The sequence below is a fragment of the Nissabacter sp. SGAir0207 genome, assembly GCF_005491205.1.
Taxonomy (GTDB): domain Bacteria; phylum Pseudomonadota; class Gammaproteobacteria; order Enterobacterales; family Enterobacteriaceae; genus Chimaeribacter.
This window is the reverse complement of the sequence record NZ_CP028037.1, coordinates 35,533-59,567: the sequence shown is the minus strand read 5'-3', so window position 1 is coordinate 59,567 and position 24,035 is coordinate 35,533. Positions and strand designations below refer to the sequence as shown.

Sequence of the window (24,035 nt, the reverse complement as noted above, 5' to 3'; positions counted from 1 at the left end):
TCTCCCCCGATCTCAATAGACCGATTTGTCTGCGTGGATGGCAGGTGTCGACAGGGTGGTGAAACGCGCCGCCAATGCCTCGGCCGCCCGCGCCAGCAGGGTGGTATCGACGCCCACCGCCACAAACAGCGCCCCCAGTTCCAGATAGCGCTGCGCCAGTGTTTCATTCGCCATCAGGATGCCGGGTGCCTTGCCCGCCGCCAAAATTTGGCTAATGCTGTGCTCAATCGCCGCCTGCACCGTGGGGTGGGTCGGGTTGCCCGCGAAGCCCATGTCGGCGCTGAGGTCAGCCGGGCCGATAAAGACGCCGTCCACCCCCTCGACCGCCAGAATCGCCTCCAAATTGTCGAGGCCCAGCCGGGTCTCGATCTGCACCAGCACACAGATTTGCTCATCGGCGCGCAGCAGATAGTCGGCCACCCGGTTCCAGCGCGAGGCGCGGGCCAGCGCGCTGCCGACGCCGCGGGTGCCATTTGGTGGGTAGCGGCAGGCTTTCACCGCCCGCTCCGCCTCTTCCGCCGTCTGCACCATCGGGATCAGCAGGGTCTGCGCGCCGACATCCAACAGTTGCTTGATCACCACGCCATCATTCCACGGCGGCCGCACCACCGGGTGGCTGGCGTAGGGGGCGATCGCCTGCAACTGGCCAAGCACCGAGCGCACGTCATTGGGCGCGTGCTCGCCATCAATCAGCAGCCACTGGAAGCCCGCGCCCGCCAGCAGTTCGGCGCTGTAGCCGTTCGCCAGCCCCAGCCAGAGGCCAATCTGCGGCTGCCGCTGTTGCAGCGCCTGTTTAAAGGTGTTGATGAACATAGGGTCTCCTTAAATGAACCGGCAACTGATGGCGCCCAACGCGCCGTAGTCAACGTGGAAGGTGTCGCCCTGACGCGCCGCCACCGGGCGGGTGAAGGAGCCGCCGAGGATCACCTGCCCCGCCTCCAGCTGCACGTCGTGGGCCGCCAGTTTGTTCGCCAGCCAGGCAACGCCGTTGGCCGGGTGGTTCAGCACCGCCGCCGCCACGCCCGACTCCTCAATCACGCCGTTGCGGTACATCAGCGCCGAGATCCAGCGCAGGTCGAGGGCATCCGGCTTGATCGGCCGCCCGCCCAGCACCACGCCAGCGTTGGCGGCGTTGTCGGAGATGGTGTCGAACACCTTGCGCGGCCGCTGGCTCTGCGGGTCGATGCCGTGGCAGCGGGCATCAATGATCTCCAGCGCCGGGATCACGTAGTCGGTGGCGTTGTAGACATCAAACAGCGTGCAGTGGGGGCCGCGCAGCGGTTTCGCCAGCACGAACGCCAGCTCCACCTCGACGCGCGGCACAATGAAGCGCTCGGTAGGGATGTCGCTGCCGTCATCGAAAAACATGTCATCCAGCAGCGCCCCGTAATCGGGTTCGCTGATTTGCGAACTGGCCTGCATCGCCTTCGAGGTGAGGCCGATCTTGTGGCCCTTCAGCACCCGCCCGCTGGCGATCTTCTCCGCCACCCACGCCCGCTGGATGGCGTAGGCATCCTCCAGCGTGATCTCCGGGTGGCGCAGCGACAGCTGGCGGATCTGCTCGCGGCTCTCTTCAGCCTGATGCAGCTCGCGGGCGAGGCGGCCAATGGTCTGGGTGTCCAGCATGGTGTTACTCCTTTAGCGAAATGGCGTTCAGCGGAATAGCGCGTGCACGTTGTTCTGTTTGAAATTGAGCAGCGGGTGCAGCTCCTCCACCGCCAGCGACAGCGCCAGGTAGCGCGACGCCATCAGCCCGGCGAAGTGCTCGGTGATGCAGTCAAACAGCGCCGCCATCACCGGTTGCAGATCCTCCTGCGAGCGGCCGTGGCCGATCTTCAGCGTCATATGCACGAAGGCATAGTCGTGCTGGCCGTCGGCCATCTGCCAGGTCTCCAGCCAATGGGCGCGACTGCGGATACCGCCCAGCGGGAACAGGCCGCTCTCCGCCAGCCGCGCGTTGACCTGCGCGAACAGCGCTGGCAGGCGCGCCTCCTCACGGATATTCTCGGTACATTCAGCGATGAAATGGGGCATCTCGCCCTCCTTGTCAGGCGTCCAGTGGGAAGATGGCGTTGACCTGCCCGGTGCCGGAACTGGGGAAGAGATCGGTGACGAACTCCACCTTGCCGCGGTAGGTGTCCCAGCCCACCAGCCCCATCAGCATCACCGTGTCGTGCATGTTGCCCTCGCCGTAGCAGTAGTCGGCGTACTCCGGCAACATGCGGCAGAACTCGGCGAACATCCCCTCGCGCCACAGCTTCACCACGCGCTTGTCCATCTGCTCGTCAAACTCGCGCGTCCAGGCGTTCATTCCCTCCTCCGCCCGCTGATCATCAATGAAGCGGTGGGAGAGCGAGCCGCTGGCCAGCACCGCCACGGTGCCGTCATACTTCTCCACCGCCCGCCGCACCGCCTCGCCCATCCGCCGGCTGTCGGCGAAGTCATGCACCGTGCAGAACGCGGAGATCGAAACCACCTTGAAGTGGCGGTCGCTGTTCATGTAGCGCATCGGTACCAGCGTGCCGTACTCCAGGCTCAGGCTCTCGATGGCGTGCCCACGCGCGCGCACCCCCTGGCTGACCGCCTCCTCGGCGATCAGGAAGCCCAGCTCCGGGTTGCCGTCGTACTCATAACTCATGTCGCGGATGAAGTGCGGCAGCTCATGGCTGGTGTAGATGCCCTCAAAGTGGCGGTTACAGTTGATGTGGTAGGCGCTGTTGACCAGCCAGTGGGTGTCGAACACTACCAGCGTGTCCACCCCCAGCTCACGGCAGCGCCGGCTGATCTCGCGGTGGCCGTCGATGGCCGCCTGACGGCAGCCGTGGTGCTTGCCCGGCAGTTCCGACAGGTACATCGACGGAACGTGGGTGATTTTTGCCGCTAACGCTAACTTGCCCATAGGTGCCCCTTACACGCCCCATTTCGGGATGGTGTGATCGCCAAAGGAGATGCAGACGTTTTTGGTTTCGGCGAACACCTCAAAGCTGTACTCGCCCCCCTCGCGGCCGGTGCCGGAGGCCTTGATGCCGCCGAACGGCTGGCGCAGGTCGCGCACGTTCTGGGTATTGACGAACACCATGCCCGCCTCGATGCCGCGCGACAGGCGCAGCACCTTGCTGACATCCTGCGTCCAGAGGTAGGAGGCGAGGCCATACTCCACGTCATTCGCCAGCCGCAGCCCCTCGGCCTCATCCTTGAACGGCAGCAGGCAGGCCACCGGGCCGAAAATCTCCTCCTGAGCGACGCGCATCCGGTTATCGACGTCCGCCAGCACCGTAGGGCGCAGGAAGTGGCCGTGGCCCAGCCCCTCGGGCTTGTCCGGCCCACCGGCCAACACCCTCGCGCCCTCCTCGATTCCCAGCCGGATGTAGCCGGAGACCTTCTCCCAGTGCTGCTGGCTGATCAGCGCGCCCACCTGGGTGTTGGGATCGGTGGGGTCGCCCACCCGCAGGCGGTTGGCGCGTTCGGCAAAGCGCTTGACGAACTCCGGATAGATGCTCTGCTGGATGAAGATGCGTGAACCGGCGGTGCAGCGCTCGCCATTGAGGGAGAAGATGGTGAACAGCGCGGCGTCCAAGGCGCGATCGATGTCTGCGTCCTCAAAGATCAGCACCGGCGACTTGCCGCCCAGCTCCATTGAGAACTTCTTCAGCCCGGCGTTCTGCACGATTTTGCGGCCGGTGGCGGTGCCGCCGGTGAAGGAGATAGCGCGCACCTCCGGGTGGCGCACCAGCGCATCGCCCGCCGTCGCGCCGTAGCCCTGCACCACGTTGAGCACGCCGCGCGGGATGCCCGCCTCCAGCGCCAGCTCGCCCAGCCGGTCAGCGCTCAGCGGCGATAGCTCGGACATCTTCAGCACCGCCGTGTTGCCCAGCGCCAGACAGGGCGCGGTTTTCCAGGTGGCGGTCATGAACGGCACGTTCCACGGCGAGACCAGTGCGCAGACGCCGACCGGCTGCAACAGCGTGTAGTTGAGCATCTGGTCATCGACCGGGTAGGTGCGGCCGTTCATCTGCTGGCAGATCTCAGCGAAGAAGTTGAAGTTGTGCGAGGCGCGCGGGATGAGCACGTTTTTGGTCTGGTGGATCGGCAGCCCGGTGTCGGCGGTCTCCAGCTCGGCAATGGCTGGCACGTTCTGGTCAATCAGCTCACCGAGACGGCGCATCAGGCGCGCGCGCTCCTTCATCGGCGTGTTGGCCCATTTCGGGAAGGCGTTTTTCGCCGCCTCCACCGCCTGATTAATCTCCTTCTCGCCGCCAGCGGCCACCTCGGCCAGCACCTCGCCGGTGGCCGGGTTGTGGGTGGTGAAGTAGTCGGCGCTGGCGACGCGCTTGCCGTCGATCCAGTGGTCAATCTTGCTCATGCAGGCTCTCCTCAAATTGTTGTTCACTGACAATATGGTTGGTCAGGCGGCCAATCCCCTCGATCTCCACCACCACTTCGTCGCCGGGCCGGACATCTGCCAGCCCCTTTGGCGTGCCGGTGGCGATCAGGTCGCCGGGGTGCAGCGTCATGAATTCACTCAGGTACGAGACCAAAAACGGCACGTCGAACACCATGTCGCGGGTGTTGCCCGACTGGCGCAGCTCGCCGTTGACGAAGGTCTTGAGTTGCAGGTTCTGGGCATCCGGGATGGCGGCGCGCGGCGTCACCTGCGGCAGCAGCGGCGTCAGGGTGTCGCGGCTCTTTACCCGCAGGTTGGGCCGGTAGTAGTTCTCCAGGTAGTCGCGCACCGCGTAGTCGTTGCACACCGTGTAGCCCTGCACATACTCCAGCGCCTGGTCACGGCTGACGTTGCGGGCGGTCTTGCCGATCACCACCACCAGCTCCGCCTCGTAGTGCATGTACTCCAGGTTGTCTGGCCGCACGCTGACGGCGTGATCGCCGGTCAGGGTGTTGGGGGCCTTGATGAACACCAGCGGCTCCTCCGGGGCCTTGAAATCCAGCTCGGTGGCGTGGTCGGCGTAGTTCAGCCCCAGCGCAAACAGCGTCGGGTGCCCCTCTGCGGCCGGGCGCGCTGCCTCCGGGCGATCGGTGAAGCGGTTGGTCAGCGACGGCAGCCCGGCGGCGCGCAGCGTGACCTCATCGCCCGGCGACAGCGGCACCCGCTGCTGGGGCGTGCCGAGCAAAATTACGTCACCGGCTTGCAGGGTGGCGAAATCACTCAGCGCGGCAATCAGCGTCGCCGCGTCACGGTGCAGATCCGCCGTGCTCCAGCGCTGGCGCTCCTCGCCATTGACCTCGGTGATGATCTCCAGCGCGCTGGCGTCGGCCAGCGGGGCCAGCTCGCCCATCGGGCAGAAGCCGTCACGGCATTTGGCCTTGATCGCCGGGCGGTAGAAGCTCTCCTCCGCCAGACTCAATTCGTTGGCAAGCGCGTAACCGGCGATGTACTCCCCGGCCTCGGCCGCCACCACCTTGCGGGCGGTGCGGCCCATCACCACCGCCAGTGTGCCGCCGCTGTAGGTCTGTTCCATTGGCAGGCTGATAGTGTCGCCGTCGCGGCGGTGGGTGTTGCGTGGCTTGATGAACCAGACCGGCGTTTTTGGCGCAGCCTGATAGGGCGGCTGCCCGAAGGCCTCCTGCCAGTGCGCCGTCTGGGCGCGGTGGTTCAACGCAACGGCAAATACAGTCCTTTTCATGCTCTCTCCTCGCTGGGGATGTGGCGCGCACATCAATCATTAACATCTTAATGAAATAGTATTAGATCGGATCATCGCCGCGAAGCAAGAGGATGTTATTGAATTGTGACGCAGCTAGCAGAGCGGAATTGGCAACATTTTTCGCTACAAAACAGTAAGTTGATATCTTGACTCGCCAACAGGTTAAATATTTGTTACCAGAATTGTGAAGCCTATCACTTTATTAACCTGTTAATATTTCCAGAATTAATGGGTCTGTTATTCTGCTGTTACTAGGCATCGTCCACGGCGGAAAATATACTGGGATCAGCAATGCACCCTCAGTCACCACACCACAACACTGGAATGCTTATGCATGAATCCCTGACGATTGCGCTGTTACAGGCGCGTGAAACGGCGATGGGCTTTTTTCGGCCGATCCTGAACCGCCATAACCTGACCGAGCAGCAGTGGCGCATCATCCGCATCCTGGCGGCGCACCGCTCGCTCGATTTCCATGCGCTGGCGCGTGAAGCCTGCGTGCTGCGCCCTAGCCTGACCGGCATCCTGACCCGGCTGGAGCGCGACGGGCTGGTGTTCCGCCTGAAGCCGCTAAATGACCAGCGCAAGCTGTTCGCCTCGCTGACGCCGCAGGGCGTGGCGCTCTACCAGCAGGCGTGCAACGAAGTGGACGCCGGTTACCAGCAGATTGAGCAACAGTTTGGCCAGCAGAAGATGGCGCAATTGAAGCGGTTGCTGGAGGAGTTCAACACCCTGCAAGCACCGGACGCCCCCGCCACGGTGGAGGCGGAGGGACAGCGTTCCGGCCACGGTTAACCCAAGAGGAGTGTGCGTGATGGCAACCTTACAGATTCCCGCGGATGCGTTTATCCATAGTTGTCTGGAGAACGTGACCCGGCTGATCCCCGGCTCGCTGGGCGTCTACTACCGGGTGGATGAGCAGCTTGCGCCGCAGCACTATGTGCTGGCGGGCATCCCGGCGCAGACGCACCGCGCCTATCTGGAGCACTTCTGCCCGCATGACCCGTTCCACCCGCGCCGCTATGATCCGCTGCCGGTGTCGTTTGCCTTCCCGGATGCCCAGTTGCGCCACACGCCCTACTACCGCCACTTCATGCAGCCGAACAACATGGCGGACATGGCAGAAATTTTCGTGCGCAAGAACCGCCACATCGTGGCGGGCCTGTCGCTGATGCGCGATACCCCCTTCACCCCACAGGAGCGGATGCGGCTGCGCGCCATGCTGCCGCTGGTGGAGCTGGCGACGGAGGAGCTGCTGCCGGTGCCGGGCGACCAGCGCCTGACGCCCAAGGAGCAGGTGATTGTCGATCTGATCCGCGAGGGTGCCTGCAACAAGCGCATCGCCCACCACCTCAACATTTCGCTCTCCACCGTGAAAACCCACCTGCGCAACATCTTCACCAAGGCCGAGGTGAGCAACCGCACCGAGCTGCTGCGCAACGTCGGTGCCAGTTGGTACGCCGGGCCAGCCAGCTAGGGCGGGCACGGCCCGCCCCCCGCTCAATAGCGCACCATCACCGATTTCAGTTCGGTATAGTCATCGATAAAGGCGCTACCGAACTCCCGGCCAATGCCCGACCCTTTGACGCCGCCAAACGGCACCGCCGGGTCGAGGAAGGTGTGCATGTTGATCCAGACGATGCCAGCCTCAAGCCGTTCGCTGATGCGCAGTGCGTGGCTCAGGTTGTGTGACCAGACGCTGGCCGCCAGCCCGTAGGGTGAGTCGTTGATGGTCGCCAGCGCCTGCTCGGCGTCCTGATAGGCGATGAAGCTGCCCACCGGGCCGAAAGTCTCCTCGCGCATCAGGGTGCTGTCCACGGAGGCGACGCGGATGGCGGTGGGCTGCACGAAGAAGCCCTTACCGCCCTGCGCCTGCCCGCCGCAGACAATCTCATCCCCCTCCGCGCGCGCCTGCTCAATCAGGCCCAGCACCTTGTCAAATTGCGCCCGGTTCGCCAGCGGCCCCACCACCGTGGCCTCATCCAGCGGTGAGCCGATCGGCATCGCCGCCAGCCGCTCGCTGAGCAGCGCCAGCACCGCCTCCATCTTCTGCTCCGGTAGCCAGAAGCACTCGGCGGCGGCGCAGATCTGCCCTTGGTTGAGGTAACCGGCCTCCAGAATGCCGTTGACCATCTCCTCCGGCGAGAGATCGTCAAGGAACAGCGCGGCGTTCTTGCCGCCCAATTCGAGGGTGACGCGCTTGCCCTGCTCGGTCGCCAGACGGTTGACGGCGTTGCCGGTGGCAACCGAACCGGTGAAGCTGACCTTGGCACAGGCCGGGTGGCCAATCAGCAGCGGCCCCAGCAGCGCGCCGCTGCCGTTGACCACGTTGATCACCCCCGGCGGGAAGCCGCAGGCGGTCGCCAGCTCCGCCACCCGCAGCAGGGTCAGCGGCGTGTACTCGCTTGGCTTGAGCACTACCGTGCAGCCGCACACCAGCGCCGCCGCCAGCTTCCACACCGCGATCATGATGGAGAAGTTCCACGGCACGATGCCCACCACCACCCCCACCGGCTGGCGGCGGGTGAAGGCGGTATATTTTTCACCAGCAAAGGAGGGAAGCGACACATCCAGCGTCTCGCCATTGATCTTGCCCGCCCAACCGGCGAAGTAGCGCAGGAAGGCCACCGACTGGTCAATTTCCAGCATCCGCGCCAACTGAATGGTCTTGCCGGAGCAGAGGCTCTCCAGTTGCGCCAGCGCCTCACGCTCCTCCGCCAGCGCGTCGGCCAGCTTCAGCAGCAGCGCACCGCGTTGCAGGGTCGGCATATCACGCCACGGGGCGAAGGCCGCCTGTGCCGCCTGCATCGCCGCGTGGGCCTGTGCCTCATCCGCGCCCTTCAGGGTCAATAGGGTGTCGCCGGTGGCGGGGTTGGTCACGCTGAAGGCCGCGCCCTGGCCCTCTTGCGCCTCGCCGTGGATAAAGTGCCCCTGCCGACGGCCAAGGAAGGCCGTCACCTGGGGAAGTAACGCCACATCGCTCATAGGCACTCCAGATTGTGTGATAGCAAAGCGCGCGCCGGGGCGCGCGCAGGTCATCGCTATCTAACACCGGCTGGCAGGTGGCGGCCATCGGCCAAAAGGATGAGAAAGGGAATTCAGTGGAGGGAGAGCGGCTCAGGGGTGCGCCGCGAATTTGACCCACGCGCGACAGCCCGGCTGCGGCTGGCGGTTTTCGAGGAAGAACTGCCCACGGTGCAGCTGCACGATGCGGGTGACGATGCTCAGCCCCAGCCCGATGCCGCCATAGCGGCGATCCATGCGCACAAAGGCCTTGCTCAACTCGCCGCTTTTCGCCTCGTCGATGCCCGGCCCCTCATCTTCCACCATCAGCACCGGTTGCGGCGCGCGCTCCACGCGAACGGTGATGGTGGTGCCCTCCGGGCTGTAGCGGTGGGCGTTCTCCACCAGATTGCGCAACAGCACCTTGAGCAGCGTGGCATCGCCGCGCGTCTGCGCCTCGGCTGGCAGCACCAGTTGCAACTGCTGGCCGCGCTGTGACAGCATCATCCGTAGCTCATCCTCCATCGGCTGCACCACATCCGCCACCAGCGCCACCTGCTGGTAGTTGCCCGAGGTGAAGGATTGCCCAACGCGCGCCAGTTGCAGTAGCTGTGACACGCTGTTGGTCATCTGATCCAGCCGCTGGAGCAGCGGCCGGACATTGACGCCGTGCGCCTTCTCGATCAGCTCCAGATGCAGCCGCAACCCGGCCAGCGGCGTGCGCAGCTCGTGGGCGACATCGGCGGTAAACAGCCGCTCGCGATCCAGGCTGCTCGCCAGCCGCGATACCAGCTGATTGATGGCCTGCGTCACGGCGTCAATTTCCGCCACCGAACTGTGGTAACCAATCGGCTCCAGATCCTCCTCGCTGCGCTGCTCCAGGTGGGTCTGCAACTCCAACAGTGGCCGGGTGATCCACTTCACCGCCTGGAGGCACAGCCCCAGCGCCAGCGCAATCATGATCAGGCTCGGCACCGCCAGACTGGCAATCGCCTCGTGGATCTCCTGCCGCACGTGGCGCTGCTGGTTATGGTTGTGCAGCGCGGCGTCCACCAGCAACTGGATCTGCTCCTTGCTCTCATGCCATAGCCAGATGACGCTGATGATTTGGCAGAACAGCAGAATCACACCAATCACCAGCAACAGGCGAAAACGCAGCGTGCTGCTGCGTCGGCGGGCGGAACGCGGCATCATGCGGGATCGCCCCCCTCATCTTTCATCAGCGCATAGCCAAAACCGCGCACCGTGCGGATGGCCGACTTGCCAATCTTGTCGCGCAGGTTATGGATATGCACCTCCAGCGTGTTGGTGGATGGCTCGGTTTCCCAGCTGTAGATGTCGTTGTAGAGCACCTCGCGGTGCACCGGGTGGCCAGCCTTGAGCATCAGCCGTGAGAGGATGGCGTACTCCTTGGGAGTCAGATCCAGCGGCGCGCCAGCCAGCTGGATCTGGCGATGGGTCATGTCCAGCGTCAGGCGGCCGACGGTCAGCGTGCTGTCGCCTTGGTTGACGTGGCGGCGGATTAGCGCCCGGATGCGCGCCAGCAGTTCATCCAGCGCGAACGGCTTGACCAGATAGTCATCCGCCCCCGCGTCCAGCCCGGCGATGCGCTCGCTGACCGTGTCGCGCGCGGTGAGGATCAGCACCGGTTGCATCACCTTTTTACGCCGCAGCCGCGCCAACAGGCGCAGCCCATCCTCATCCGGCAGGCCGAGATCGAGCACCAGCAGGCTGTACAGCCCAGAGGCGAGGCTCGCCTCGGCGTCGCGCACCGTAGTGACACCGTCACAGGCGTAGCCCGCGCCGGTCAGCGCCAGTTGCAGGCCCTGCAATAGCAGGGCGTCATCCTCAATGATTAAGATTTTCATCCATTGTTGCTCCGGCATGTCGCCAGCAGGTCATCCGCTGGCACATATTCATGCGTCAGGGTGCCGGTCATTCCCAGCAGGGTGGAGAAGAAATTGTCTTGCGAGGCATCCTGCGTCGCCCGCTGGTTCAGGCACTTCATGTCAACAGCATAGCGCGTCTGGTAGTCCGGGGATAACCACAGCAGCATCGGCACATGTTTCTGCACCTCCGGCGCAATGGCGTAGGGCATCCCGTGCAGGTAGGTGCTGGCTTCGCCCAATGACTCGCCGTGGTCAGAGAGGTAGACCAGACTGGTGGTAAAGCGATCCTGATGCGCCTTCAGCAGGGTGATCGCCTTATCGACGATATAGTCCGCATAGAGCACCGTATTGTCATAGGTGTTGACCAGCTGCTCACGCGTACAGGTCTGGATCTCATTGGTGTCACAGGTCGGCGTAAAGCGCCGGAACTGCGGCGGGTAGCGGTGGGAGTAGGTCGGCCCGTGGCTGCCGATGGTGTGCAGCACGATCACGCCGTTGCCCTGCAACCGGTCAATCTCCTGCTCCAGCCCGTGGAACAGCACCTCGTCATAGCACTCGCCCTTGATGCACATACCCGGCAGGTCAAGGCTGGTCACATCCTGATGCGGCACCCGGTCACAGACCCCTTTGCAGCCGCCATCATTCTCGCGCCAGCTGACCTGGATGCCCGCGCGCTGGAGGATGTCCAGCAGTCCCTCCTGATGGGCGGCCAGCGTCTCGTCATAGTGGGCGCGCGGCATGTTGGAGAACATGCAGGGCACCGAGACGGCGGTGGAGGTGCCACACGAGACGGTATGCGGGAAGTAGGTGACCCCGTCCTGCACCAGCTGCGGGTTGGTGAGGCGCGGATAGCCCGACAGCGAGAAGTCATCCGCGCGCGAGGTTTCGCCCAGTACGATGATGGTCAGGTTCTTTTTCGGCCCGGCCAGCTGCGCCGGGCTTTGGCGCGCGTCCAGCCCGATGCGCACCAGCGGCAGGTTGTCCAACCGGTGGTGGCTATAGTAAGACCAGACGGCGGCGATGCTGTTGGAGGGGCTGAGGGATTTCACCAGCTCCTTGTGGTTGCGGAACAGCGAGGCGTAATCCTTATAGAACAGCAGCGCCACCAGCACAATCAGCGCACCAGAGCCAAGGATGCTGGCGACGCGCGCCAGCGCGCCACGCCAGAGCGGCCGGGGCCGACGGATGCGCAGCCAGCAGGCCAGCAGCGCCACCGCCACGCCGGACAGCCCCACTGACAGCGCCATGCGCGGCGTCAGCAGCGCCCAGCTCTCGGAGGCGGTGGTGTCCACGATATTCAGGATCATCGACCGGTCAAGGATGATGCCATAGTGGATGATGAAGTATTGCGCGGTGGCGGAGACCAGCACGAACAGCGCGACCGCCAGCTTCTCCAGCCACAGGAAGGAGCAGAGCGTCACCACGATGTTGATCACGCTAAAGGCCACCAGCGGCATGGAGAGGAACATCGCCCAGTCATGTAGGGAGTGGAGCGGCAAGATGCCCAGCACCTGGCGGTAGTACGCCAGATTAAGGCCAAAGGCAATGTAGGCGGAGAACAACAGCAAAAAGGGGAGCCGCCCCAGCGTGGGCCTTTTAAATTTTAACAGCGACATAGTAGCATCCTGATAACTCACAGAGGGCTACAGGGTGGCAGATGAAAATTAGGAAAACCTTAAGCGGCTTAAGGTAAGGAGAGCGTGAGGCCAAACAGCCGGCGCAGGGCGGCCCGCCCGGTGCCGGTCACGGTCACTTCGCGGTAGCCCGGCGTCCGGGTCAGCCACCCCTTTGCCTCCAGCAGCACCAGCAGCGCGGCACCCGCCTCGCCGCCCAGATGGTGGCGGCGTTCGCTCCAGTCCAGACAGGGGCAGCAGGCTTTGCGCTTGGGTTTGGCGCTCAGCACCGCCCCCATGCCCTCCAGCTGTTCGCGGCCAAGCGGGGTCAGCGCCAACCCATCAGCGGCCAGCCAGCCCTTGTGCTGCATGGCGGCGTAGAGACTGACCGCCACCTCCCCGGCCAGATGGTCATAGCAGGTGCGCGCATGGCGCAGCTGCGGCGGAGTACGCGGCGTCACGCTGTGCTGGGGGCGCATGGAGAGGCCCATCAGGTTCTCCAGCAGCCCGGCCACCTCATGGCCCGCCAAACTGTAGTAGCGGTGGCGGCCCTGCGTCAGGCACTGGATCAGCCCATTGCTGAGCAGCCGCATCAGGTGGCCGCTGGTGGTCGAGGCCGCCACCCCGGCCACCGCGCTCAGTTCGGTGGCCGTCCATGCCCGGCCATCCATCAGCGCGCAGAGAATGGCGGCGCGCGAGGGATCAGCGATGGCGGCCGCAAGGGCGGAGACCGCGCCCTCAAGTGAGGGCGCAGGCTCCCTACGTGGAAGGCTCATTCAGGTGCGGTATCCCATTGTCTGGTGGCTTCACCGGCGCGGACATCATCGTCCGTTAGCAGGATCAGCCGGTTGCGGTGATCGCTGTACTGTACCTGAATTGTCACGCCGCTGCGGGCAATCGCCTCCGCTATTTCGCCCAGTTCGCCGGGGCGTAGCTGCGGCAGCTTGCGGATCAGCGGTCGGCGCACGCCCTGCACGTTGAAACCGGCGGCCAGCAGTACCTCGCGCGCCCGCTCCCCCTCCTCGACCAGAAAATGGGCGTGCCCGCCCTCTGGCGTAGCGAAGAGACCGCCGCCCTCCAGCCCGATCCCACTCTGCCCGAGCAACGTACCTAATGCCGCCAGCGCGCCCGGTGCCATGCTGAGTACCACATGGATGTCATACATGTTGCTCCCTCCCTTGTTCAGAGCTGTACTCCCGCACCACCTCGGCCACGCGTATCCTGTAGAAGGCGAAGATCGACTCCCGCCCCTCCTGCTGCGCCGCCCGGTGCAGCTGGTGCTGCTTCCACTGCCTGACGGACGCCTCATCCTCCCACCATGAGAGCGACAGGATTTTTCCCGGCGTACTCAGGCTCTGGAAGCGCTCCAGCGCGATAAAGCCCGGCGTCCCGGCCAACAGGGGGGCCAATTCGGCGGCAAGCTGAAGGTAACGCTGCTGGGCAGCGGGCAGTGCATCGGCTTCAAAAAGTACGGCAATCATCGGTGTGCTCCCTCAAGAATCTGGCGTCCAGCATAGATCAGCCAAAAACCGATGCTTCGGCCCGCGCCGAACAATGGGTGGCGGGCCGCTACCCGCGATCGGGTGGCGCGAGGGCCGCGGCACGCTCCGCCGCATAGAGCGCCGGCAATATGAGCGACAGGGTGGTGAACTCCTCCTGACAGTGCTGGAGCAGGCCGAGGGCAATCTCCTCCGGCGGGGGCTGGCCGCCGGGCGCCTCCCCGAGAATAAAGCGGCTTCTCAGCACGCATCCCCACGGCGTGTCGCGTACCAGATGGATCATGCGGCCATCGAGCGGGTTACCACACGCATCCAGCGCAATCTCCTCACCAAAGCCAATGCACCCACAGATGGCCGCCGACATCCCGCCGCTTGCTCTGGCCGCCTGCACCTTCTCTGCTGAAAAGAAATGCTCGGGCGAGCTAAAGCGGATTTTGGCTGCCACCGGCGGCACGCTGCCCAGCGCCTCTACCGCCTGAATGGTCGCGCCAAGGTAGTTTTCACCCTTGACCCACTGCTCATCCCAGCCGCCGTGGTGGATATGGTCGTGGGGGTGCCACCACTTCAGGTGCTCGGTGGTCTCAAAAAAGGTAAACCACCACTCCAGCATGGCACCGGTGCAGTTCAGTAACGGGTTCCTGACGGCCACCACCCGCCGCCCATCTGCCAGTTGGCAGGTGCCCGTCTCCAACGGCAACGGGGCCGGGTCAAGCAGCGCATCGATGTCCGGGATGTCCCAGTGTTGCCGGGTCTCTTTTTTCATGGGTCAGCTCCTGATAGGGAATGAAGGATCGTGCCTGCCGCCCGCCAGCCGGGGAACGCGGCCAAACAGGTAATCGACAAAGGGCGCGATGGGTGAAGTGTCGCCAAGGTTGTCGGTGAGCAGATGCAGCCAGCAGAAGCCAAAGAGCATCTTGAGCATCAGCGCCGTGTCGGTATCCGGCGGGAGTTCGCCCTGTGCAATCGCAGTGGCAAGAATTTCCTGTGGCAGTGCCAGCCTTCGGTTCAGGAATGCCTCGCGCAACAGGGCCATGTTCTCTTTATCATGCTGCGACTCGGCGATAAAACTACGGAATGCCACGCCGCAAAGGGTGGTGTGCCATAACGTCCACAGAGCGTTGAGGAGCATCGCCATCCTCTCCCGCACCGGGTAGTGCGCCGGGATGGCGATGTGCGTGGCCTCCACCTCATAGACTTCCGCAATCAACTGCGCCTTGTTCGGCCACCAGCGATAGAGCGTGGGTTTGCTGGCACCGGCCAGCCGGGCCACCGCCTCAAAGGAGAAGCCCGCGTACCCTTTTTCTGCCAGTACCTGGCGCGCCGCGGCCACAATCGCCTGATGCGATGCCTCACTGCGGGTTGCCCCGGCCGAACGGCGCGGGGAGGAGGAGTGACCGTTTTCCATGCAAAGCCCTTTTCACTGTTTATCGATACGATACGGTTCGTTTCAATAAACATAGCCGGGGATGTCTGGCCGGGGGCATTTTTAGGATAAAACGCAGGCGACAAAAAATGGCCCCGCCGCCCTTAGCGCCCGGCGGGTCGGTAGCGTGCCAGCCAGAAAATCAGCAGCGCGGCGAGGAGAATGGCTGTGACGTTGTAACGCATGGCATGACTGAAGGCGTCAGCATAGCGCTCAGCGAGCGGGATGCCGCTGTTGGCGGCCTGTAGGGTATTGACGAAAAAGAGTCCGGCAATCGCCACCCCAAAGGCTCCACCCACTTGCTGCATGGTGGAGATGAACCCGGCGGCCATGCCTGCGTGGCGCTCCTGCACATAGCCGAGCACCAGATTGAGCAGCGGCGTCATGGACAGTCCCTGACCAAAGCCGAATAACAGCAGCGCTGGCATCAGGGCGAAGGGGGCCGGTGGCTGGCTCAGGCTGCCTGCCGCCGCCATCAGCCAGCCAATGCCTGCCGCGTAGAGCAGCGCGCCAACGCCCATCGTCATGCTGCCAACGCGCGCCACCACGTTGGGGGCCAGCATGGAGGCGGCGATAAAGCCCACGCTCGCCGGGGCAAACAGGGTGCCAGCCGCAAACGGCGTCAGGCCAAGGCCGGTTTGCACCAGCAGGGCGAAACAGAGGAACAGCGAACTGGCGGTCGAGTAGATCAGCAGCACCACCAGCGACCCCAAGGAGAACCCGAGATTGCGGAACAGGCGAGTATCAATGGCCGGATCGTCGCCCCGCCCTGCCAGACGCCCCTCCCAGCGCAGGAAGGCCAGCAGCATCAACAGTGACAGCGCCATGCTAAGCCCCGTCCAACGCGGCCAGCCAGCGTTAGGGCCTTCCAGCAGCGGTAACAGCAGCAGCAGCAGCCCGGCCGATGCCAGCCCGATGCCGCGCCAGTCCACCCGCTGGGCCTGTGGCAGAGATGACTCCGGGAGGGCGCGCGTCGCCAGTAGCGCGGCCGCGCCAACCGGCAGGTTAATGAGAAAGATGATCCGCCAGCCCAAGCCAAACAGGTCACCCTCTACCAGCAGGCCGCCCAACACCTGTCCAGCGATGGCCGCCAGTCCTAATGTCATCCCTAACAGGCCAAACGCCCGGCGACGGCCAGCGTCATCATACATGACGCGCAACAGGGCATAGATTTGTGGGAACAGCATGGCAGCGGCCATGCCTTGCAGGAAGCGGGCAACGATCAGGCTGCGGGCGTCCGGGGCCAGACCGCACAGGCAGGAGGCAACCACAAATCCCCACAGGCCCAGCCGGAACAGGCGCCGTCGGCCATAGCGATCGCCCAGCCTGCCGCCAGCAATCAGCAGGATGCCAAAGGCCAGCTCATAGCCCGCGATGACCCAGCCAATCTCGGCGAAGCCAGCCGCCAGCGTAGTCTGCATTGAGGGGATAGCGACGTTGACGACGAACAGGTCAAATACCGTGATAAAACCGCCCAGCAGTAGCGTGGCGAGCGCCAGCGGCGACCGCTGGGATCGGGTGTCTGGGGATGACGCGTGGGTGGCGCACGGTGGGTGATCAGCAGCCATGAATAACTCCCTTTTCAAGTATGTGCCGGGAGTGTGGCAAATAATTTAACCTGTTACTATGGAACCACTTATGCTGTTACTGGAAGTAATATGACCACGACTCGACTGGCACGTACCCGGCTTGAACTGGCAGATTTTCTGCGGCGGCGACGTGAGGATCTCTCCCCGCTGGAGGTGGGGCTGCCCGCTGGCAAGCGTCGGCGTACTCCCGGCCTGCGCCGTGAAGAGGTGGCGGCGCTCGCCGGGGTCGGCATCACCTGGTACACCTGGCTGGAGCAGGGACGCGACATCAGCGTCTCCACGGCCTTTCTGGACAGCATCTCGCGCGTGCTGAAGCTGGATGAGATCGCGCGTCGGCACCTGTTCCTGCTGGCCCACCAGCGGCCGCCCGCCCTCGCCGGGCAGACGTGGTGTGAGCTTTCCCCCTTGGTGCGCCTGCTGCTGGATGACCTGACGACGCGCCCGGCCTACGTGCTGAACCTGCGCTGGGATGTGATTGGCTGGAACGCCGCGGCGGAGCGCCTGTTTGGTTTTGGGCAGCGTGAGGCCGCTGAGCGCAATATGCTCTGGATGCTGTTTGCGGATGAGCGGCTCAGCAGCCGGATTGTCGAGTGGGCGGCCCAAGCGCCGCAGGTACTGGCCAGTTTCCGCCGGGACTTCGCCCAAGCACCAGAGGACGAGGGCATGGTGGCGCTGGTCGAGACGCTTACCCACCTCTCTGCCCCCTTTGAGCAGCTGTGGCACCAGCACGATGTCCACGGCCGCTGTGAGGGCCGCCGCAGTTTCCTGATTGAGGGCCAGGGGGCGGTGGCGTTTAACCACGCCTCTTTCATCGTCGATCAAGACAAGCACCTGCGGCTGGTGTTCTATGCCGCGGTGGATGAGGGCGGCTAATGTTGCAAAGAATTCATTATTCACCGGCGGTTAAATCCTCTACTTTTCCCCTACCTGCCGCCCACCATGCGGGGCGTGCCCATGCCAACAAGGAGAATTCCCATGCCCTACGTGAACATCAAAGTGACAGGCGGCACTGAAGCCCCTACCCCTGAGCAAAAAGCGGAACTGATTGCTGGCGTGACCGACCTGCTGGCCACGGTGCTGGGGAAAAACCCGGCCACCACCGTGGTGGTGATTGATGAGGTGCCCATGGACAACTGGGGCATCGGTGGCGAGAGCGTGACCGTCCGCCGGCAACAGCAGCCGGGCAAATAGTGGCTTTAGCACGTTATGTAGCCGTTGCCGGGAAACTATCCCACAATACCGCCTGAGGTCACGATGCTTCACCACTGCCAGGATAACAGCACGCTTTACCCGGACTTCGAAGACCAGTCTGGCCCGCAGTTGCTTTTTGTCTGCCAGACCGAAGGCGAGGAGTCCGCGATTCCTAGGGTGATGCATAAACATGATGACCGGCTGGAGATGATGTTCATTGCGCGCGGCAGCGGCCAATACCAGATTGGCGGGCGGCAATATTTGGCGCAGGAGGGGGACATTCTGGTGTTCAATCAGGGCGTGGTGCATGACGAGCGCCCCCACCTCAGTGCGGACTCCCTGATCTACAGCTGTGGCATCCACCATTTGCACCTTGCCGGATTGCCCGAAAACCACCTGATTGGCCGTGAGGAGCGCGCCGTGGTCGCCAGCGGCGAGCACCAATTGGCGTTGCACGGGTTGTTTGAGGCGTTATGTACCCAAGTCTTCAGTAAGGCACCGTTCCACGGCGTGATTACCCATCACCTGCTGAATGCCATTGTGATGATGTGCCGCAATGTCTTCTATTCGCACCTTCACGCCTGCAACCAAACCGAGGCGTCGCTTGGCCTGTCGATTAAAGAGTTTATTGATGAGCACTATAAACATCCGCTCACGCTGGAGACCATCGCCAGCCAGCTCGGGATTACGCGCTTCTACCTGATCCATGTCTTCAAGAAATTCTCCGGCTACTCTCCGAAGCAGTACATCATTCGCTGCCGGGTGGGCGAGGCGCAATCTTTGCTGGTGAATACCGATCTGGATGTCGCCGCGATTGCCAGCGCGGTCGGCTATGAGAGCGTCAATAATTTCCACCGGGTATTCAAGATGGTGGTGGGCATTCCGCCGACGCAATATAAAAACCGCTGGCTGGCGGGTATCAAGACTGCCAGTTGAACGCACTGGCCGGGCGGCCAGTGCGAAGGCATTAAATGGCGGGCAACACGTAATCAGACTTCTCCATGGTCGCCGTGCGTTTCAGCAGGTTGACCGATTTGATCACCCCCTCCATGCGGGAGAGGTTCATGTCCTCATGCTCGATGCTCAGCGTCAAATCGGGGCTGGCGAAGTGCGCCAGCGTGTAGCAGAAGGCGTTCCACCACGGCTCTGGCTTCCCATAGCCGAGCGTGACATACGACCAGCTACGTTCGCGGCTCTGCGTCATCGGGCGGTTGTCCAGCGCCGTCGCGGTGGCGCGGTTGACGGTGTCAATCAGGGTGTCTTTGGCGTGCACGTGGTAGATCATGTGGCCCGCCTGACGGATAAAGGCCAGCGGATCGCCGCCCATCCACAGAATGTGGCTCGGATCGAAATTCAGGCCGACCACCTCGCCGGTAATGTCGCGCAGTTGCAGGAAGGTCGGCAGGTTGTAGGCCAGTTGCTGCCCATGCAGCTCGATGCCGATGCGCACCCCATTGTCGCGCGCCCGCTGGGCGGTCTCTCGCCAGAAGCCCTGCGCCACCTCCCACTGGTGCTGGAGGATGGTTTGGGTCTCCGGCGGCCAGGCAGTGACAATCCAGTTCGGGAAGCGATCGCCGGGCGCGCCCGGCAGCCCCGACATGGTAATCACATTCTCCACCTCCAGCAGGCGTGCCAGCTCCAGCGTTTTATGCAAGCAGTCAGCGTGCTGTTGGCCGGTGTCGCCGGGGTGCAGCGGATTGCCATTGGCGTTCAACGCCGAGAGCGTCAGGCCGTGGTCGCGCAACATGCCCATCAGCGTGGAGCGGGCCGCGGCGCTGCCTAGCAGGGCATCAAGATCCAGATGCGGCGCGGTTGACCAGTTGCCGGTGGCGAACTCAATGCAGTCAAGCTTGAGTTCGGCGGCAGTGCGGATCACTTCAGCCACCGGCAGGTGCGCGAGGCTGTCTGAAACCAATCCAATTTTCATCATCCGCTCCTTACAGATTGACGTTGACGACGCGCTGCGTCTTCAGTGACTCCACCGCCGCCTCGGCCAGCAGCAGCGCCTTCAGGCCGTCATCAGCGCTGGTCGGCATCGGGCGCTGCGCCTTCAGGGCCGCCACAAAGGCTTTCCACTGCTCGCTGAACGCCTCCTGATAGCGCTCGAGGAAGAAGTGCAGCGGTTTTTGCGCCTGTGCCCCGCCCTCCTCGGTGATTTTGATCAGCGTGCTGGTCGGCACGTTCTGCACCGTCAGGCACCCCTTCTGGCCGTGCGCCTCGATGCGCTGGTCGTAGCCGTAGCCGGAGCGCCGGCTGTTGTTGATCACCGCAATCTTGCCCGAGGCGGTCTGGAGGGTGATTACCGCGGTATCCACATCGCCAGCCTCCTTGACCGTCGGGCTGACCAGCGCGGCCGCCACTGCCGAGACCGACACCGGTTCCTCACCCAACTGGAAGCGCGCCATGTCAAAGTCATGGATGGTCATGTCACGGAACATGCCGCCGGAGGCCAGCAGGTAGTCATCTGGCAGCGGCGAGGGATCGCGCGAGCAGATTTGCAGGTGCTCGAGGGAGCCAATCTCACCCGCACGCAGCGCGCGGTTGAGGTGAGCATGATTGGGGTCGAAGCGGCGGTTGAAGCCAATCATAAAGGGCACGCCCAGCGCCTTGATCTCCGCCACGCAGGCTTTGACGCGCTCAATATCCAAATCGATCGGTTTTTCACAAAAGATCGCCTTGCCCGCCCGCGCCGCCTGAAGGGAGAAGTTCGCATGGGTATCGGTGGAGGTGGCGACCAGCACCACGTCTACCTGCGGGTCGGCAATCGCCTCCTCAGCGGACAGCACGCGGGCGGCATAATTCTCCGCCAGCGCGCTCGCCGCATCGGCATAAATATCAGATACCGAATAGAGCACCGTGTCCGGGTGGTCATGAATAAGGCGAGCGTGCACATTGGCAATACGGCCAGCACCTAACAGCGCAACGTTTAGCATTATAAACCTCAGCAAAAGTGTATGAGCGGAAAAACGTCAGAGTGAAAAAAACTTTTAATAGCGGGCCTTGCTTTCTCCCAATAAAAATAAGTAGCAAGGCACCGGAACCCTGAAGAGAAAATAGAGAGGCCGCGGTAGCGTTTCAATCCTTTAACCGGTGGAATTTCTATTTTGTTATCCAGTTAACACTTTACCGAGTGCTAAAAGTTGCTCTCATTCAACTGATTGATTTTGCACGGTTAAATTTCTCAAAATGTCACTTTGTTCTGAAGCCCTTACGGCTGATGATGTTAATTTCAAGTTTCAACGCTGTTTTATACAGGTTATCGGTAATTTTTTTACTCCCTGTCCCGCTGGATGCCCTCTCGATTAAAACTCATCCTAATCAATCGGTTATACAGTTCGCCTGTTTGTATGCCGGTTTAATTATAATTCCGGCTCTGTGAAAAGCCTCACAGCTCTTACTCCGCCGCCGATTTAAAGCAACTTTTGTTATTGGAATAGCCATTTTATTGGGGATTAATAGCCACACAACGCATTTTCCCTTTATCTCGCCGCACCCTTCATGCGTTGAAAAATAGATCCGACAGGCATCGTCAATGACCCGGCCCTACTTTCTGCCTGTTATTTTCTGCCTGTTATTTTCTACAAACCGGAATGAGACACTCACGATGGAAGAGAAATTAGTTCGACAGGAAACGGCCGCGCGGGAGATATCCGCTGGCCCCAATATCAAGCGCATTACCTTAATCTCTACCCTTGGCGGACTCTGTTTCGGCTATGACACCGGCGTGATTTCCGGTGCCTTGCTGTTTATGAACCGGGATTTGGGACTCAGCCCCACCGCCGAGGGCATTGTCACCTCGTCGCTGCTGTTTGGCGCGGCCTTTGGCTCGCTGTTTGGCGGCATGTTGTCCGACCGTCAGGGCCGCCGCAAAAACCTGCTCTGGGTTGCCATGATCTTCATCTTTGGCGCGCTGGCAACCGCCACGGCGTGGGATGTCACCTCCATGCTGGCCGCCCGCTTTATCCTCGGACTGGCGGTGGGGTGCGCCTCGGTGACGGTGCCGGTCTACATCGCCGAGCTGGCCCCGGCCAACCAGCGAGAACGGCTGGTGACGGTCAATGAGCTGATGATCGTCACCGGGCAGTTCCTCGCCTACTCGGTCAATGCCGGCATTGTCCACGCCTACCCGGAACTGAGCACCAACTGGCGCATCATGCTGGCGATACCGGCCATACCGGGAGTGCTGCTCTGGCTCGGGATGCTGGCGATGCCAGAGTCGCCGCGCTTCTTCTTGCAACGCGGCCAGGAGAAGGAGGCGCGCGACGTGCTCGCCTTGGTTCGCCCGCCGCAGGAGATTGAGGGCGAGGTGAAAGAAATTCGCCAGATTATCGCGCTGGATACGCAGCCCCTCAGCCTGCGGCAGGAGCTAAGCAAAAAGTGGGTGGTACAGCTGATTTTAATTGGTTTGATGATCGTGCTGGCCACGCGGGTTACCGGGGTGAACACCATCATGTACTACGCGCCGACGGTGCTGAAATCGACCGGGCTGGGCGATGCGGCGGCGGTCACGGCGGCGGTGGCGAACGGGCTGATCTCCATCATTGCCACCCTGCTGGGCATGGCGATCATTGGCAAGCTGCCGCGCCGCAAAATGTTTTTGAGCGGGCAGATTGGCGTGACCGTGGTGCTGGTGATGATTGGCTTGGCGTTCAAGCTGTTTTTCCATTACGAGACGCATGGCGGCGTGAGTAGCTTGCAGGGCAACTTTGCCGGGGCGAGCTATATCATCCTTGGCCTGATGTCGCTGTTTCTGGTGTTTATGCAGGGGTGGATTGCCCCGGTGTTCTGGCTGATGCTGTCAGAGATCTACCCGCTGCGCATCCGTGGGCTGGGGATGGGGATTGCCGTCTTTGGCCTGTTTGGCTTCGACTTTATCATCCAGTCGCTGTTCCCCATCATGCTGGACGCTTGGGGCGGCGGCGCGACCTTTGGCGTCTTCGCACTCTGCAACCTGGTGATGCTGGTGCTGCTGTTCAAATTTCTGCCCGAGACACGCGGCCTCTCCCTGGAGGAGATTGAGCGGAAGTTCCGGCATTGACATCTTCCCCGCCCTAAAGGACGGGGATTCCTACAGCTAGACGGCAATGCCCTGCCGCGAGTATATTCTTTGACGCGTTCACATCGCGATCATGTAGCGTTCCGCACTCGCTACAAGTCCATACTCTTATTCGCAAGCCTGCTCTACCTTTCGGACTGTTTAGGGGTAGCGCCCCACAACACGAACAAGCCTGGGTGGAATAGCTTTCGTTGACTACTTGAAACACCGCTGATCGCGCAATCGCTTTATATTCCAGTTGTGTTTTGAGCATTGACCAGCCAGCGTCTAAAACGCTTTTAGCCATCTTTGTTTTGATTAGCTTGCTGGCGCTCACGTCGCCTACGAAAATTGCCGCATTCGCTTTCACAATAGCCGTGCTAAATTTGTGCAAAGCGTCTTTGCGGCGGTTTTTAATTTTGGCGTAGATAGCCTTAACGCGGCGCTTTTTGTTCGCCCGTTGTGCCTTGCCTAATGCTGGCTCAAGATCACGATAGAACCGCCCAGCCGCCAGCTTTTCACCGTCTGACGTGGTGGCAATATCCTTTAACCCTAAGTCGATACCAACGGCGCTAACGCCTTCGGTGGGTTGTTCCTCATAGTCTACGGCTACGTTGAAATACCAACGCCCCCGGCTATCTTCTGAAAAGCTGCCAGCACGGAATTTATAGGCGCTCAAGCCGTAGCTATCCCATACCTTAAACAGCTTGCCAGCAAACTTAACTTGCCCGTTTTGCCACTTCGCAAAACCGACTTTAAACGGAATCCAGCCCAGCGAACGGCGTGCGCCGCCACTGATACGCCAGCGAAGTTTTGACCGCTTAAACTGCTTGCGGGCTTTGCCGTGTACGGCGATCACTTCCTGAATGCTGGCGCTATCGATCAGATAGCCTTTTTCCTTGCGGAGTCCGGCAGTCTGCTTTTGAACATCATACGCGGTTAGCCACTTTGGAACCTGCGCACCAAAAGCGCCAGCGTTGCTATATGCCGCGCTGGTTATCTCGTTTGCCAGATTAAAGACCTGATTGACTTCAAAAGCCATCTGCCGCAAAACGGCGGCGTGTTTGTCTTTAACTCTGACTGATAATGTTTTGGTCTGAATGCTCATAGTGCGCTACACTACACGCCTT

Annotated in this window: 25 protein-coding genes; 6 read left to right on the top strand and 19 right to left on the bottom strand. The window is 62.2% G+C overall.

Features of this window, described 5'->3' with window-relative positions; all coding sequences use genetic code 11:
• Positions 1 to 12: 12 nt before the first annotated feature.
• Genes hpaI through C1N62_RS19430 form a run of 6 tightly spaced genes read right to left on the bottom strand, consistent with a single transcriptional unit; the run spans position 13 to position 5,642 of the window.
• Entirely contained in the window at positions 13 to 813 is an 801-nt protein-coding gene (gene hpaI / locus C1N62_RS19455) for a 4-hydroxy-2-oxoheptanedioate aldolase (RefSeq protein ID WP_137765387.1), read from the bottom strand.
• Positions 814 to 822: 9 nt separating this feature from the next.
• Positions 823 to 1,626 carry a 2-oxo-hept-4-ene-1,7-dioate hydratase gene (gene hpaH, locus C1N62_RS19450; RefSeq protein ID WP_137765386.1) on the bottom strand — a complete coding sequence of 268 codons (804 nt, stop codon included), beginning with the start codon at positions 1,624 to 1,626 and terminating at the stop codon, positions 823 to 825.
• Positions 1,627 to 1,653: 27 nt separating this feature from the next.
• Positions 1,654 to 2,034, bottom strand: coding sequence for a 5-carboxymethyl-2-hydroxymuconate Delta-isomerase (locus tag C1N62_RS19445; RefSeq protein ID WP_137765385.1), 381 nt, complete (start codon positions 2,032 to 2,034; stop codon positions 1,654 to 1,656).
• Positions 2,035 to 2,047: 13 nt separating this feature from the next.
• On the bottom strand, positions 2,048 to 2,899 hold the full coding sequence (gene hpaD / locus C1N62_RS19440) for a 3,4-dihydroxyphenylacetate 2,3-dioxygenase (RefSeq protein ID WP_137765384.1): 852 nt from the start codon (positions 2,897 to 2,899) through the stop codon (positions 2,048 to 2,050).
• Positions 2,900 to 2,908: 9 nt separating this feature from the next.
• On the bottom strand, positions 2,909 to 4,363 hold the full coding sequence (hpaE, locus tag C1N62_RS19435; protein WP_137765383.1) for a 5-carboxymethyl-2-hydroxymuconate semialdehyde dehydrogenase: 1,455 nt from the start codon (positions 4,361 to 4,363) through the stop codon (positions 2,909 to 2,911).
• Positions 4,350 to 5,642: a fumarylacetoacetate hydrolase family protein gene (locus C1N62_RS19430; RefSeq protein WP_137765382.1), complete on the bottom strand. Its 1,293-nt coding sequence runs from the start codon at positions 5,640 to 5,642 to the stop codon at positions 4,350 to 4,352. The genes hpaE and C1N62_RS19430 overlap by 14 nt, the downstream gene beginning before the upstream one ends.
• A 351-nt stretch (positions 5,643 to 5,993) precedes the next feature.
• Between C1N62_RS19430 and hpaR the strand changes: the two genes are divergently transcribed.
• The gene (gene hpaR / locus C1N62_RS19425; RefSeq protein WP_137765381.1) at positions 5,994 to 6,458 is read left to right on the top strand and encodes a homoprotocatechuate degradation operon regulator HpaR; all 465 of its coding nucleotides are present in this window, start codon (positions 5,994 to 5,996) and stop codon (positions 6,456 to 6,458) included.
• Between the two features lie 19 nt (positions 6,459 to 6,477).
• Positions 6,478 to 7,140, top strand: coding sequence for a LuxR C-terminal-related transcriptional regulator (locus tag C1N62_RS19420; protein WP_137765380.1), 663 nt, complete (start codon positions 6,478 to 6,480; stop codon positions 7,138 to 7,140).
• 23 nt (positions 7,141 to 7,163) lie between these two features.
• Here the strand turns inward: C1N62_RS19420 and C1N62_RS19415 are convergent, their stop codons facing one another.
• The 10 genes from C1N62_RS19415 to C1N62_RS19370 form a co-directional block, all read right to left on the bottom strand.
• Positions 7,164 to 8,648: an aldehyde dehydrogenase family protein gene (locus C1N62_RS19415; protein ID WP_137765379.1), complete on the bottom strand. Its 1,485-nt coding sequence runs from the start codon at positions 8,646 to 8,648 to the stop codon at positions 7,164 to 7,166.
• A gap of 132 nt (positions 8,649 to 8,780) precedes the next feature.
• Complete coding sequence (gene pmrB / locus C1N62_RS19410; protein ID WP_137765378.1) at positions 8,781 to 9,860, bottom strand: two-component system sensor histidine kinase PmrB; 1,080 nt, start codon at positions 9,858 to 9,860, stop codon at positions 8,781 to 8,783.
• A complete protein-coding gene (gene pmrA / locus C1N62_RS19405; protein WP_137765377.1) occupies positions 9,857 to 10,534 on the bottom strand; it encodes a two-component system response regulator PmrA in 678 nt (225 codons plus the stop codon). The genes pmrB and pmrA overlap by 4 nt, the downstream gene beginning before the upstream one ends.
• Complete coding sequence (eptA, locus tag C1N62_RS19400) at positions 10,531 to 12,165, bottom strand: phosphoethanolamine transferase EptA (protein ID WP_240775843.1); 1,635 nt, start codon at positions 12,163 to 12,165, stop codon at positions 10,531 to 10,533. The genes pmrA and eptA overlap by 4 nt, the downstream gene beginning before the upstream one ends.
• Before the next feature lie 74 nt (positions 12,166 to 12,239).
• Complete coding sequence (locus C1N62_RS19395; protein WP_137765375.1) at positions 12,240 to 12,944, bottom strand: helix-turn-helix transcriptional regulator; 705 nt, start codon at positions 12,942 to 12,944, stop codon at positions 12,240 to 12,242.
• On the bottom strand, positions 12,941 to 13,333 hold the full coding sequence (locus C1N62_RS19390) for an amino acid-binding protein (RefSeq protein ID WP_137765374.1): 393 nt from the start codon (positions 13,331 to 13,333) through the stop codon (positions 12,941 to 12,943). Before C1N62_RS19390 ends, C1N62_RS19395 begins: the two co-directional genes overlap by 4 nt.
• Positions 13,326 to 13,649 (bottom strand): antibiotic biosynthesis monooxygenase, encoded by a 324-nt coding sequence (locus C1N62_RS19385; protein ID WP_137765373.1) that lies wholly within the window; start codon positions 13,647 to 13,649, stop codon positions 13,326 to 13,328. Before C1N62_RS19385 ends, C1N62_RS19390 begins: the two co-directional genes overlap by 8 nt.
• A gap of 88 nt (positions 13,650 to 13,737) precedes the next feature.
• Positions 13,738 to 14,430, bottom strand: a complete 693-nt coding sequence (locus C1N62_RS19380; protein ID WP_137765372.1) for a DAPG hydrolase family protein — start codon at positions 14,428 to 14,430, stop codon at positions 13,738 to 13,740.
• A gap of 3 nt (positions 14,431 to 14,433) precedes the next feature.
• The gene (locus tag C1N62_RS19375) at positions 14,434 to 15,072 is read right to left on the bottom strand and encodes a TetR/AcrR family transcriptional regulator (protein WP_137765371.1); all 639 of its coding nucleotides are present in this window, start codon (positions 15,070 to 15,072) and stop codon (positions 14,434 to 14,436) included.
• 122 nt (positions 15,073 to 15,194) lie between these two features.
• Positions 15,195 to 16,658 carry an MFS transporter gene (locus C1N62_RS19370; protein WP_137765370.1) on the bottom strand — a complete coding sequence of 488 codons (1,464 nt, stop codon included), beginning with the start codon at positions 16,656 to 16,658 and terminating at the stop codon, positions 15,195 to 15,197.
• 90 nt (positions 16,659 to 16,748) lie between these two features.
• On the opposite strand from C1N62_RS19370, the gene C1N62_RS19365 reads away from it, so the two are divergent.
• The 3 genes from C1N62_RS19365 to C1N62_RS19355 all read left to right on the top strand — a co-directional run bounded on the left by C1N62_RS19365 (position 16,749) and on the right by C1N62_RS19355 (position 18,806).
• Entirely contained in the window at positions 16,749 to 17,552 is an 804-nt protein-coding gene (locus tag C1N62_RS19365) for a helix-turn-helix transcriptional regulator (RefSeq protein WP_137765369.1), read from the top strand.
• Between the two features lie 102 nt (positions 17,553 to 17,654).
• Complete coding sequence (locus C1N62_RS19360; protein WP_137765368.1) at positions 17,655 to 17,870, top strand: 4-oxalocrotonate tautomerase family protein; 216 nt, start codon at positions 17,655 to 17,657, stop codon at positions 17,868 to 17,870.
• 63 nt (positions 17,871 to 17,933) lie between these two features.
• Entirely contained in the window at positions 17,934 to 18,806 is an 873-nt protein-coding gene (locus C1N62_RS19355) for an AraC family transcriptional regulator (RefSeq protein WP_137765367.1), read from the top strand.
• A gap of 31 nt (positions 18,807 to 18,837) precedes the next feature.
• Here the strand turns inward: C1N62_RS19355 and C1N62_RS19350 are convergent, their stop codons facing one another.
• Positions 18,838 to 19,797, bottom strand: a complete 960-nt coding sequence (locus C1N62_RS19350; RefSeq protein ID WP_137765664.1) for a sugar phosphate isomerase/epimerase — start codon at positions 19,795 to 19,797, stop codon at positions 18,838 to 18,840.
• Positions 19,798 to 19,807: 10 nt separating this feature from the next.
• On the bottom strand, positions 19,808 to 20,803 hold the full coding sequence (gene iolG, locus C1N62_RS19345) for an inositol 2-dehydrogenase (protein ID WP_137765366.1): 996 nt from the start codon (positions 20,801 to 20,803) through the stop codon (positions 19,808 to 19,810).
• A gap of 671 nt (positions 20,804 to 21,474) precedes the next feature.
• On the opposite strand from iolG, the gene C1N62_RS19340 reads away from it, so the two are divergent.
• Positions 21,475 to 22,908, top strand: a complete 1,434-nt coding sequence (locus C1N62_RS19340; RefSeq protein ID WP_137765365.1) for a sugar porter family MFS transporter — start codon at positions 21,475 to 21,477, stop codon at positions 22,906 to 22,908.
• Positions 22,909 to 22,921: 13 nt separating this feature from the next.
• Here C1N62_RS19340 and C1N62_RS19335 read toward each other — a convergent pair whose 3' ends face one another.
• The gene (locus C1N62_RS19335) at positions 22,922 to 24,013 is read right to left on the bottom strand and encodes an RNA-guided endonuclease TnpB family protein (protein ID WP_137765364.1); all 1,092 of its coding nucleotides are present in this window, start codon (positions 24,011 to 24,013) and stop codon (positions 22,922 to 22,924) included.
• Positions 24,014 to 24,035: the final 22 nt, after the last annotated feature.